Source organism: Xanthomonas populi (genome assembly GCF_002940065.1).
In the GTDB taxonomy this organism is placed as follows: domain Bacteria; phylum Pseudomonadota; class Gammaproteobacteria; order Xanthomonadales; family Xanthomonadaceae; genus Xanthomonas; species Xanthomonas populi.
On sequence record NZ_MDEJ01000001.1, the window covers coordinates 1 to 12,075 of the forward strand.

Here is a 12,075-nt window from a genome sequence, read left to right on the forward strand (position 1 = left end):
TACTTGGATTCAAAACGCCCCTCGACGTCTTCTCCGAGGAGATCCTCAACAGCGTTGCGATTCAGAGTTGAATTCGCCGGGCAATTTGTATTTCCTTGCACGCCCCCGGGCAGGCCGAAGGACACATGAGTTCGCTGAGCGAAGGCGAGAAGACGCTCATTTCCTTCCTCTACTACCTTGAGTGCCTTGGCGGCTCGGACAATGCCGAAGCCGGCGCAGTGGACCTCGGGAGGACAAACGCAGTTATTGATGATCCTATATCGAGCCTGTCCCACAACTTTGTATTTGACATCGCCTCTATCATCTATGGCGAACTGATCAACCCGGAGGATGGGGCACCCAGGCCGCGCCAAGTAATCGTACTAACGCACAACCTGTTCTTTCTACACGAAGTGCTTCGGCAGACGATCGGTGGATCCGATCTTTCCAAGGCATCGAAGAATTGCCAGCTACTGCGTGTTGTAAAGTCCGAGCACACAAAAGTCGTTCCAATGAAAGCCGCAGAGCTCATGAACGACTACCAGGCATTGTGGCAGGTACTGCGAGACGCGCGCGACTCCAATATGCCTGCGATCATGGTTCCCAATGCCATGCGTTGCATCCTAGAACACTTTTTCTGGTTCACACACAAAAAAGCGCTGAAGAAGATTGGGGCCGAAGACGCAACCTTCGCCCCCTTGGCGCGCTACCTGGATCGTGGATCACACAAGGACGGGATCAGCATTACGGTGATGGACTTCAATCAGTACGATCTGAACTACTACTTTACCAAGTTCCAGGCTGTGTTCGTGGCGGCAGGGTTTGGAGATCATTACTCGGCGAGTATTGGCGCAGCAGAAGAGCCAGCTGCGGCGTAGGGGTAGACCACTTATAGTGCAGAGACGGTGGGGTCAGGTCGACCTCAAAAGTGAACTCGCCGGGCCTGCTGATCACCGAGACGAGGTCGCCCACCTTTAGGAGAAGGCTTGACTTGCGGAATCACTGGTTGGATGCGCTTCCACAGCGCGCTAGGGATCTGTTTGTTCCGTGCCATGGCCCCGTTTTGCCACCCTGTCGACAGCATTCAAGAGGTTTTGTTAGCCGCTCTAATTACGCAGTAACGCTTGCCCGGTCCACGCTGACAGCCATCACACGTACCATGCCTGCACGGTCACAACGGCAGCGCTGCCAGACAAGACCACGCGATCCGCATGCGGGCCTTGCAGGCGTGCCGGCTTGCCGTCCACAAGCACGCGCTCCAGCCGCGTGCCCTGTGGCGCACGTAGCGTCAGCCAGGTGCGCTTGGGGGCCTGCTCCGGCAGTTGCACCTGCGCCTCGATGCGGCGCGCGTCGGTCTCGGTGCGCAGTGTCAGGGTGACCTTGCCCCAACGCGTCGGCGCTGCGGTGATGCCCACGGTTGCACCGCTGCCCAGCCACGCGCGCGGCAGCGCACGCGCAAGGAATAACTGCTCGCCTGCGCTGTCGTCGCTGACCAGCATCCAGCGCAGCAGCAGCGGGATGGTCATCTGCGCGGGAATGCAGAACAACGGCATGCCGCCGGTGATGCCGCTGACTTCGCCCGCCGTCCAACTGCCACGCGTGTGTACCTGATAGCGATGTGCGTAGACGAACAACAGATACTCTTCGATGCGATCCAACCGCAGCAGCTGTTGCGCATAGCCGTAGGAAATGAATCCAAGCAGATCGCGGCTGCCCGGCTCCGGCGGCGCGATGTTGGCCACCACGCCAATGCTGGTGCCGCCATGGCCGCGCAGGCAATCGATCACCAGATGAGCCAACGCGTCCGGCAACACATCTGCCTGCAACAGTTCGGCATAGGCGCGGTGCGGCCATTGCTGCTCGCTGGGCTTTTCCTGCAGTAACGATTGGCGAAAGGTCAGTTTAGTGCCGGGCAGCGGACCCACATACGGCGGCGACACCTCGCCACGCACATTGGCACGCAAGCTGGCTTCCAACCGCGTGCGCAGCTGTTTGGCACGCCGCAACCACTGCGCTGCCAGACCCGCATCGCCACCCAGCGTGCTCCAGACCTGCGCGATGTCTTCCCAACCGCGAATCGTCAGTGCGCTATTGGCGTAATACGGTTTCCACCACAGCGATGGATCGGGAAACAGACAGGCATCGGATTCGTTCCAGCCGTGCAGCAGGCAATGACCATGCGCGCTGCGCGGCAACGCCAGGGCCTGGTCGTGCAAGTCGCACAGCACCTGCGCAGTGGCAGCGATTTTGGGCAACAGACGCCGCAGCCGCGCCGCATCGCCGGTGTAACGCAGATAGCGCGCCAGCAGCGACAGGGTCAGCCCGAACTGCCCGACCTCCGGCCCGCGCATATTCGGCAGACCATCGTCCTGCACGAACGCGTCGAAATAATTGTCCAGCACCGCGGCGGCCTGCGCGAAGCGGCCCCATTCCAGATTGGCGTAGAACGCACTGGTAAAGGTGTCCTGAAAGCCGTCGTACTCGTTGCCGTAATAGTCGCGCTCCACCGCACCGTACTTGGGGTAGTCGCCGCCGGGGCGCACCACCAGCTCGCGCGCAAACGCGAACTGCGCCATGTCGTTCCAGCTGGCATCGGGCAACTGCGCCTGCACCGTGCCGTCCAAGGCCTGTTGCCAGTACGCGGCGAAATCGATCAACGCCGCGTAGAACTGTTCGGCAGTAGCCGCCTTGCGTGAAGGTGCAAACGCGGGATAGCTGTGCGTGTAGTGCACGCCAACGATCTCGCCGCCGCGCACGTGCATCGTGCGATGCCAGGTCTGCACCACGAAGCGGTCGCTGGCACGCACGTCGGCAAACACCAGTACCTCGTACCAGGCATCGGCCTCGCCCTCGCGGCGCATGACCTTGCGCACTGCCGGCATCCAGCCACCCAGCATGCCTTCTTCGCGGCGCTTGATCAGCGCGTCCTCGCCCAACTCGGCAAAGGCCTGCTCCGGGCGCGAGGTACGGCTGCGGCCGTTGGGCAGGATCGGCATGGTGTCCAGGCTTTCGCGGGTGCCGACGAACGTGGTCCACGGCCAGCGGCCGCCATTGTCCTTGGAATCGAGCAGCGAGGCCGGTGGCGGCGCGACATCGCGCACCTGTGATTCGTCCGGATCGCCATCGCGTAGCAGGCGGTCGGCGAGCAGATCGGCGTCGGCCATCGCCACCTCTGCCAGCGACATGCCGAAGTACGGCTTGCCCTGTGCTGGATAGGCCGGCTCGGTGCGCTTGTCCAGCCGCAGCATGCCGCTATCGGTCCATAGCGTCAGTTGACCCTGCGGGCTGTCCAACTGCTCGTAGACGGTCCAGTCCTGCTGCAGATGCCGAAAATTGCAGACTTTGCTGCCGACATGCGCGGCAGAAGAGCGTGCATCCAATCGCGGGCGCGGGGGCGGCGGTAGTGTCGTCGCAGCCGCGCTGGCAGCCGGCGTCACCATCGCGGCACCGGCGCCGACAACTGCCGTGGCCGCCATGCCCTGACGCAGAAACGTTCTACGGTCCATCGTCGCGCCCTTGAGTGATCTCTCCGACATCGTGCGCGACTGCGCGCCTTACGTCTTGTGGCAGGTCTTTGGCGCGTATGCGGAACTCTGCACACAACAGCGCAGCGACCGACTTGCGGTTGTGCCTGCTGCGATGCCATGTTCTGTCTCTGGCTGGGTTGTCGGGACTGTCGCTGGCTGTGCTACGAGACCGCGCCATGCTGCAGCCGCTGCGCAACGTCAATGGCATCACGCAACCGCGTGCCGTCATGGTGAGTGGAGCGGCGGCAGTGCGCATGGCGGCGTTTCATACAGCGTGGTTTTGCACGGTTTGGCTTCGCATGACGAGCCATCGCAACCGTCGATGGCGCTGACCAGGTGCCCGCATGCTTTTCAATGTTCAATGCGATGCGCGCCGGCAATGCCGTCGTGCAATCCAACCGCGGCACAAGCCCCAGCAGCCAAAGATGCGCGCTTCATCACCGACCTCGCAGCACCACCCCATCTGAAGGAATTCAACCCCGCATGCACACCATCCTTGCAGGCAGTGAGCGCCACACCGCAGCGTCCAACATCGAGGCCGGGCCACCGCCGGTAGACGAACGGCTGCGCGTGCTGTTGACGGTGCGCATGCCTGCATTGAATGCCGCTGCCGCAGTGCTGCTGCAACTGCAGGCGAACACTGCACCGGTAGCGTTTTCACGCGCTCAATTCAGCCAACGCTTCGCTGCCAGCGAAGCGGATCTTCGGGCGGTTGAGCACTTCGCCGCCAGCTATGGATTGACGGTGGAACGCGCGCATGCGGACAGCGGCAACGTGATCCTGGAAGGAACCGTGCAGCAATGCGAGGCGGCGTTTCAGGTCAGGCTGCGCGAGTATGTGCAAGGTGGGCTGCGGTACCGCGGCCGCACCGGGCCGGTGTCGATTCCGCAAGCGCTCGACGGCATCGTCGCCGCCGTGCTCGGGCTGGATGCGCGTCCGCAGGCGCAGACGTTGCCGAGCGCACCCACGCCATCTGCAGCTGCATCACCACCAGCGCCGTCGCCCACTGCAGCCAGCACGGGCCCGGTGATGCAGTACACGCCGCCGCAGCTGGCGCAACTGTATGGCTTCCCCGAACACGACGGGCGCGGGCAGTGCATCGGCATCATCGTGCTCGGCGGCGGTTATTCACGCGAACAGATGGCCGCCTACTTCGCGCAATTGAAGCTGCCGATGCCGGCCATGGTGGATGTGCTGCTGCCCGGTGCGGAAAATCTGCTAAGCACAGGCAGCAAAAATGCCGATGTCGAAGCGCAAATGGATCTGCAGATTGCCGGAGCGATCGCGCCGGGCGCCAAGCTGGTGGTGTATTTCGCGTCCAACACCGACAACGGATTTCTGGAGGCGATCAACGCCGCCATCCACGATACCGAGCATTCGCCGGGCGTGATCGCCATCAGCTGGGGCTTCACCGAAACGCAGTGGACCCCGCAGTCGCGTCAAGCCTACGACTGTGCGTTTCAAGCCGCCGCATTGCTGGGCATCACCGTCTGCATCGCCGCTGGCGACGATGGCGCCAGCGACGGGCAACCAGGTTTGAACGTCTGCTTCCCGGCATCCAGCCCGTTCGTCCTCGCTTGCGGTGGCACGCGTCTCAACGTCACTGCAGAGACCGCCAACGAACAGGCGTGGTCGCAGGGCGGCGGTGGGCAGAGCAAATTCTTCGCGCGCCCGGCCTGGCAGAAGAACCTGCTGTTGACCGATGAACAGCATCGCTCCCAACAACTGAGCATGCGTGGGGTGCCCGATGTCGCCGCCAATGCCGATGCGCAGACCGGCTATTACCTGCATATCAACGGGCATCCGGCGGTGATGGGCGGCACCAGCGCCGCTGCACCCTTGTGGGCAGCATTGCTGGCACGCATCTACGCGGTCAATCACGACCAACCCAGCTTTGTGGTGCCGCGCCTGTACGGCCAACCCGATGCCTTCCGCGACATCGTCGATGGCGACAACGGCGGCTTCCGTGCGTCGGCCGGATGGGATGCCAACACCGGGCTCGGCGTACCCGACGGCGCGCGGTTGACGGCGTTGCTCAAGCGCGCGTGATGCCGGCTGCAGCGATTGGCGCGCTGCCAGGGCGATAACCACGCGGCACCTGCGCATCGCGCCCCTGCCAGTTGGCCAAGTGACTTTCCGGCCACGCTACTGCGTGCCCTTCCAGCCAGACTCACTGCACGAACGCCGGCTGCATCAAAGCGATGCAGCCGGGGTATCCAAGATCAGACCAACAAGGAACGTCATGCAGGCACGCGCATTTCCCCTCTCGCACCTGACTGCTCGCGCGGCAGTACGTGTTTTCAATGCCAGCGCCGAATCGGCCAAGATCTCCAAACGTCCAGCGCGTTCCTGGCTGTGGCTGGCCTTGATCGCGCCCTGCATCGCACAGGCCAGGTGGACCTCTCGCAGCTGGATGCCGAGATGGCTGCACCACGCACCCAGGTGCTGGTCCTCGGCAGCGTGCACCTGTCGCAGCTGCCGGAGGGTAGCGACATCAGTGCAGCCCGCTTGCAGCCGTTGCTGGATCGGTTGGCCGCCTATTGGCCGACCATCATCACCACGCAGGATCTCTCCGGAGAAACCTGCGACCTGATACGCCGTCACCCGGCGGTCTATTTGCCGGAGGACAGTGCGAATTATTGCCCCAACGTCGACGACGCGGCACGTGCGACCGGGCTGGATGTTCCAACCGCCATCGGCCAGGTACGCGCAGCACTCGACACCTGGCCGAGCACACCCACGCCGGCGCAGCGTTGGCACTTGGCTGCGCTGTTTTTGGCCTCGGGCGATCCCTCGTATGCCTTGGTGCAATGGCTGCAACTTGCGCAGACCGGGCAACGCGCTGGCGATGGGTTGGATGCGGCGCTGGTGGCACGGCTGCGTACTGCAGAAAATCGCCAGGACGAGACTAGCCAGATCTCCGCGCGGCTGGCGGCACGGCTCGGCTTGCAGCGCGTCTACGCGGCAGACGATCATACCGGCGGCAACGTGCAAGTGGATGACCCGGCCGCGTACGGCAAGACGGTCCAGGCAGCCTGGGAGAAGGCCGCGCCACGTGCACGCATGATGCTCGGACGGGCAGTGACGGGAAGTGAGTACAACGACTTCAGCATGACGCTCTAGGTCAAAAGCCTAGTCAGTCGAGGGCGCAGTGCCCTCGCCGCTCGCGGGACACGCCGTGAATCCATCCCCGGAGGCTCGGTGGCGGCATCCATGCCGCCACACGGTCCCGCAATCGGCAAGGACATCGCACCAAGACGTTGATCGGTGACTTGGGGGAGAGCGTACTGTCGCTCTGTTTGCACGGGGGAGCTTATTGGACTCGTCGTGATCCAGACAACGCACGTCATGCACTGCTTGCACCATGCACACCGCCACTCTCGACTGGTCCTTGCCCGCCCACCGTCGCGGGACCTTATGCGGCATGGATGGCGCATAAGCGCCTACAAGAACGTGCTTGCAGAGTGTCCCGCGATGGTGGGCGGGCAAGCGCCCTGAAGCAACGCTGCGGATCAGCCGCTCGACGACTGATCTATCCGCACTATTCAATCACTAACACGACAACCGAGATGTCGAGTCGTTCATCGAACCGGGCGGGCGAAGCCGCCAGCAATTTACTGACTCAACGATCTGCAGAGCGTGAACCTCGATCCAGCTGTCGTCAGGTACGGCATCAGACTGAAGGCCGTGCACGCGATGCAACAAATCGACAACGGCCGTCGTCCACTCCGAGCGCTCAAGTCAACACGTCCAACAAACTGCCTAGCATCTCGTCGGAGCGGCGCAGCGCAGTGGCGTTGGCCTGAAAATCGTTGCGTGCCGATAGCCCTTCGACCAGATCGGTGGCTGGCGCCGATGGATCGGATGCGGCATCGACCACGCTGGCCGCCACGCCACCATTGGCCTGCGTGCTGGCCGCAACGGTCTGACGCGGACTGCCGTCAACTGGCTGGCGAGCCACATTGCTGGCGGCCACCTGCTGACGCAGCGCGGCGACCTGCATTCCGGAATTGGCGATAGTGCTGATACTCATGGTGGCTCCGGTGCGGAAACGATGAAATAACCGATGACGCTCGTTTACTAAACCAATCAACGCACTGGCGCTGGCAACCGCGCCGTGCTGCTGTCGCTTTTACGCCAACCAAGCGTGGCGAGCACCCCACGTGGGGAGAACCGGCCGACAGGAACTACCATCCACGTGCGCCAACCACCGATTCAGGCTACGCCCGCCTCACTGCTGCGCGGTTGCCTCACGCACCCTCAATACGTGCCTACCCGCACCCGCAACACCACAGGCACCTCGCCGGCCGCATCCACACGCCCGAAGTTGAGGCCGTAGTCGGTCTGGTCGCCGTTGAGCTGTTTTTCAAGCTGCCAGCGCCCGTCCACATACCGCCCTTGCTCCACCCGCAACAATTGTCCATGACGGGTATCTGCCGCATCGCGGAAAAATTCAATGCGCGCGGCCATGCCGGTGACCAGAAACTCGTCCGGCCCCAATTGGGCCACCAGCAGCCGGCCGGCGTGGTCGTCGTTGCCCGGCAGAATCGCCGGGGCATCGCCCCACATCGGCGCACCGAACGACACCGTGGCCTCCCAATCGCCGAAGCGCAGCGTGCGTTGCGGCGCACCTGGCTGTTCGGCTACGGCCTGCAGCCGGCCGTCGAAAGCCGCCTGGGCAACGACGCGCTGCATCGGTGCGAGCAGCTTGAAATTGGCCGCGTGCGCAGCGATCGCGCTGCGGTTGGCCTCGCTGTCCTGGTTGCCATCCATGCCGAACACCGAAAAACCGATCCCGCCCTGCCCCAGCACATGAAACAGATACGGCGCCGTCGCCGCTTCGAAGCCGGTCTCCGACACCCAGGCCGGGTTGTCCGGCCGCGCATACTGGCCGATGACCTTGGTGTATTCGGTGTAGTCGTTGGTGTAGATATCGGTGCCGATAAAGTCGATCGACGGCGTGGCCGCGCGCCACAGCGCGAACATGTTCTCCGTCGCACCGCCTGAGGGGTAATCCAGTCCCGGATGGCGTTTGCCCTTGTAGCGCAGCCAGGTATTGACGTAGAGCGGCAGCGGATAGGCGCGCTTGCCGGCGGCGGCCACCTGTTCGATATACGCCGCCGTGGCATGCGCGTTGAAGGCTTCGGCGGCTTCTGCACCGAACAGCTGCTGCCAACTGCCCTGCGGTTTGCCCAGCGCACGCGCGATGGCGGCAGGCACCGGTTGCGCGAACGCCGCCTCGCCGGCCGGGCCGTGGTCGCGCACGGTACCGATCGCGCCCGGCTCGTTTTCCACCTGCACCAGGATCACCGTGTGGTGCTCGCCATCGACCTTGCGCAGGTGCTGCATCAACGCGGTGAACGCGCGCGCATCGGCCTGTACGTTGGCGGCCACATGCGGCGACAGTACGTCTACTGGCTCGCCATTGGCATCGCGCATGCGCGGATACCTGGCCTCGTCGCGCTTGATCCACTCCGGCACGTAATGCATCTGGCCGTTTTTCCAGCTGCCGAACCACAGCAACGCCACGCGCAGGCCACGCTTGCGCGCGCCGGCAATCAAGGCATCCACATTGGTGGTATCGAAGCGGCCAGGTGTAGGCTCGAACTGCTCCCAATACACCGGCGCTTCCACCGTGTTGGCGTGCAGTGCGACCACCTCGTCCAGCGCTTTGGGCAATACCGCCGGCCACGCGCTGGAGTTGTGCAGCTGCGCGGCCAGCACGCTATACGGCGCGCCATCGACGAAGACCGCATGGCGGCCGTTCTGAGTGACGAAACGCGGCAGTTCTTCAGCACTGACGAGTTGCGGCCAGCAGCTTGCCAGTGCCGCGAGCAGGTACAGCACACGTGCGACGCGGCGAGGCGGTTGTGCCAACTGCAAAGCAAGCGAACGCATCATTGCGCCTCCGATGGGAGTGAATTCCAGTGCGGTGTGGGTTCGTGGCGCAGATGGCGCACGAAAAAGTCGTACTGGCGACGCTGCACATACGCGATCGGCCCGCTGGATCGGCCCACCGAATGCTCGCCACCGGGCACGTTGAGCAGCTCGAAGTCCTTGCCGCTCTTGATCAGCGCATCGACCACCTGCGCAGTGGAGGCCGGGTCCACATTGGTGTCCTGCTCGCCGACGATCAACAGCAGATCGCCCTGCAACTTAGCCGCATTGACCACGCCCGAGGCCTGCGCATAACCGGCATCCACCGGCCAGCCCATCCACTGCTCGTTCCAGCTGATCTTGTCCATGCGGTTGTCGTAGCAACCGGCAAACGCCACGCCAACCTTGTAGAAATCAGGATGGCGTTCGAGTGCGCCCAGCGTGCTCTGCCCACCGGCCGAGGCGCCATAGATGCCCACCCGACCGATGTCGTAAGAGGCATCCTTGGCGGCCAACGCACGATGCCAGGCGATGCGATCAGGCAAGCCGGAATCGCCGAGGTTTTTCCACGCCACGTCGTGAAATTTCTTGGACCGATTGGCTGCGCCCATGCCGTCGATCATCACCACGATAAAACCCAGATCCGCCTGCGCCTGCATGCCGATCTGCTTGTCGCCACCGGAGTGATAGCCGAACGGCCAGAACGTCTTCGGCACGAACGCATCGTGCGGTCCGGCGTAGATGTTCTCGATCACCGGGTATTTCTTGCGCGGGTCGTAATCGCGCGGGCGCACCACCATGCCCCAGATGTCGGTGCGCCCATCGCGCCCCTTGGCCACGAAGGTCTCCGGCGCGCGCCAGCCGGCCGCCAGCAACGCGTCGATAGTGCCCTGCTCCACTTGCTGCAGCAGTCGGCCGTCGATGGCGTGCAGCTCCATCACCGGCGGCAGATCCGGACGCGAATAGACATCGACGTAATGCCGGCCGTCCTGGGCCATCGCCACATCGTGATCGGCAGCCAACCCACGCAGCCAACGGGACACACCTGCATCGCGGCGCAGCTCACTCGCCATCGTCCTCCTCCAGCGCCAGCTCATCGCTGCGCAAGCCACTACGCGCGCCCCAGTGGTAAATGAAGAACGCAATCACCGCCACGCTCAAGGTATCGAACGGATGCATGATCCAGCCATGGCCACCGAACGTACCGGCCCACGACACCGCCATCACCAGCATGAAGAACACGATCAACCACAGCGATGCACGCACCTGACGCAGCAAGCGTGCGCGGCCCTGCCGCGAGGGCAAGCGAAACAGCACGTACAGCGCGAACGCGAGCACCTGCAGACCGAGCAACCACGACAAGGTGGGCCAGGTGGACCAGTAGATGATCAATGCGGCGACAATGAACGACAGCGGCCCCAACACCGCAAACCCCCGCACGCGGAACGGCCGTGGCAGGTCCGGCGCACTGCGGCGCAGCGCGGCCACAGTGACCGGTGCCACCGCATAGCTCAGCACCAGTGCGGCCGAGACCACGCCGATCAAGGTCTCCCACGACGGGAACGGCAAGGTCCAGAAGATCGACAGGCCCAGGCTCAACCACAACGCCGGACGCGGAATCCCCGAGTGCGGATCCACCCGCGTCAGCACCGGCAAGAACCCGCCGCTACGCGCCCAGCCATACACCACGCGCGGGGTGGCATTCATGTAGATATTGCCGGTGCCGCTGGGCGAGACCATCGCATCGCAGATCACCAACGCGGCCAACCACGCCATGCCCAAGGCCAGCGCGATGTCGTGGTAGGGCAACGCAAACACCTTGTCGATGCCGCTCCAGCCCTGCGCCAGCTGTGCGGCCGGGATGCTGCCCAGAAACGCCAATTGCAGCAGCACATAGATCACCGTGGACAAGGCCACCGACAGGATCAGGGCGATCGGAATATTGCGCTGCGGCTCGCGTACCTCGCTGGCCACCGACACGATCGGCGTCAAGCCAAGGTAGGCGAAGATGATGCCGCCGGCGGAGATCGCCGCTTCCACCCCGGCCATGCCCGAAGGTGCAAATCCGTGCACGGTCAGATTGCCCGGATTGAAGTGCTTCATCAGCAGCACGATCACCAGAATCGGCACCAGAAACTTGAACACGCTGAAGATGTTGTTGGCCAGCGCAAAGGTCTTGATGCTGAAATAGTTGAGCAGAAAAAACAGCACCAGCAAAGCCAGTTGCACCAACCAGCCCCACACGCTGGGATGGCTGCCATTGGCCTGATTGAGCACCGGAAACCACGCCGCCGCATATTGGCGCGCCGCTTCCACTTCGATCGCGATCAGGCTGGAAAACGCGATCAAGGTGATGAAACCGGTTAGCGAGCCGAGCAAGGCGCCATGCGAATACTCCGGATAGCGCACTACGCCACCGGCACGCGGTAGCGCTGCCCCCAGTTCGCAATACACCAGGCCCAGCAGCAGCACCGCGATGCCGCCGAGAATCCAAGACGCGATGCCGGCCGGCCCGGCGATGGAAGAGACATGGCTGGCCGAAAACAACCAGCCCGAGCCGAAGATCGACCCCAGCCCGATAAAGGTCAGGTCGGTCAGGCTGAGTCGCTTGTGGAACTTGCCTTGCGTGCTCGCACCGTGTGTGGTCATTCGTCGCCCCGAAGCGTGGAAAGCGCGGTTGCTGTTGCGGAAA

At 63.5% G+C, this 12,075-nt stretch carries 6 protein-coding genes and 3 pseudogenes; 3 read left to right on the plus strand and 6 right to left on the minus strand.

Annotated elements, in window-relative coordinates:
• The first annotated feature begins 125 nt into the window (after positions 1-125).
• On the plus strand, positions 126-857 hold the full coding sequence (locus XpopCFBP1817_RS00005) for an AAA family ATPase (protein WP_158251260.1): 732 nt from the start codon (positions 126-128) through the stop codon (positions 855-857).
• 62 nt (positions 858-919) lie between these two features.
• Here XpopCFBP1817_RS00005 and XpopCFBP1817_RS22000 read toward each other — a convergent pair.
• Together XpopCFBP1817_RS22000 and XpopCFBP1817_RS00015 are read right to left on the minus strand one after the other, a co-directional pair.
• Positions 920-1,033, minus strand: a pseudogene (locus XpopCFBP1817_RS22000) (IS5/IS1182 family transposase); the annotation flags it as partial.
• A 94-nt stretch (positions 1,034-1,127) separates the two neighbouring features.
• Complete coding sequence (locus XpopCFBP1817_RS00015) at positions 1,128-3,485, minus strand: glucosidase family protein (protein WP_128415450.1); 2,358 nt, start codon at positions 3,483-3,485, stop codon at positions 1,128-1,130.
• A gap of 504 nt (positions 3,486-3,989) precedes the next feature.
• Between XpopCFBP1817_RS00015 and XpopCFBP1817_RS00020 the strand changes: the two genes are divergently transcribed.
• Together XpopCFBP1817_RS00020 and XpopCFBP1817_RS00025 are read left to right on the plus strand one after the other, a co-directional pair.
• Positions 3,990-5,555, plus strand: coding sequence for a S53 family peptidase (locus XpopCFBP1817_RS00020; RefSeq protein WP_128415451.1), 1,566 nt, complete (start codon positions 3,990-3,992; stop codon positions 5,553-5,555).
• A gap of 193 nt (positions 5,556-5,748) precedes the next feature.
• A pseudogene (locus XpopCFBP1817_RS00025) lies at positions 5,749-6,575 on the plus strand (hypothetical protein); the annotation flags it as partial.
• 667 nt (positions 6,576-7,242) lie between these two features.
• Here XpopCFBP1817_RS00025 and XpopCFBP1817_RS00035 read toward each other — a convergent pair.
• From XpopCFBP1817_RS00035 to XpopCFBP1817_RS00050, 4 genes and pseudogenes are all read right to left on the minus strand, one after another.
• A complete protein-coding gene (locus XpopCFBP1817_RS00035) occupies positions 7,243-7,539 on the minus strand; it encodes a flagellar basal body rod protein FlgC (RefSeq protein WP_128415452.1) in 297 nt (98 codons plus the stop codon).
• A 227-nt stretch (positions 7,540-7,766) separates the two neighbouring features.
• Complete coding sequence (locus XpopCFBP1817_RS00040; protein ID WP_425479028.1) at positions 7,767-9,407, minus strand: DUF5597 domain-containing protein; 1,641 nt, start codon at positions 9,405-9,407, stop codon at positions 7,767-7,769.
• Positions 9,404-10,399 (minus strand): annotated as a pseudogene (locus XpopCFBP1817_RS00045) (S9 family peptidase); the annotation flags it as partial. The pseudogene XpopCFBP1817_RS00045 and the gene XpopCFBP1817_RS00040, both read right to left, overlap by 4 nt.
• Positions 10,400-10,445: 46 nt before the next feature.
• Entirely contained in the window at positions 10,446-12,032 is a 1,587-nt protein-coding gene (locus tag XpopCFBP1817_RS00050; RefSeq protein ID WP_128415454.1) for an APC family permease, read from the minus strand.
• Between the last annotated feature and the right edge of the window lie 43 nt (positions 12,033-12,075).

Excerpts from the sequence above, each read along its gene's own strand:
- XpopCFBP1817_RS00005 (WP_158251260.1), top strand. The coding sequence starts at position 126 with ATGAGTTCGCTGAGCGAAGGCGAGAAGACGCTCATTTCCTTCCTCTAC.
- XpopCFBP1817_RS00015 (WP_128415450.1), bottom strand. The coding sequence starts at position 3,485 with ATGGACCGTAGAACGTTTCTGCGTCAGGGCATGGCGGCCACGGCAGTT.
- XpopCFBP1817_RS00020 (WP_128415451.1), top strand. The coding sequence starts at position 3,990 with ATGCACACCATCCTTGCAGGCAGTGAGCGCCACACCGCAGCGTCCAAC.
- XpopCFBP1817_RS00035 (WP_128415452.1), bottom strand. The coding sequence starts at position 7,539 with ATGAGTATCAGCACTATCGCCAATTCCGGAATGCAGGTCGCCGCGCTG.
- XpopCFBP1817_RS00040 (WP_425479028.1), bottom strand. The coding sequence starts at position 9,407 with ATGATGCGTTCGCTTGCTTTGCAGTTGGCACAACCGCCTCGCCGCGTC.
- XpopCFBP1817_RS00050 (WP_128415454.1), bottom strand. The coding sequence starts at position 12,032 with ATGACCACACACGGTGCGAGCACGCAAGGCAAGTTCCACAAGCGACTC.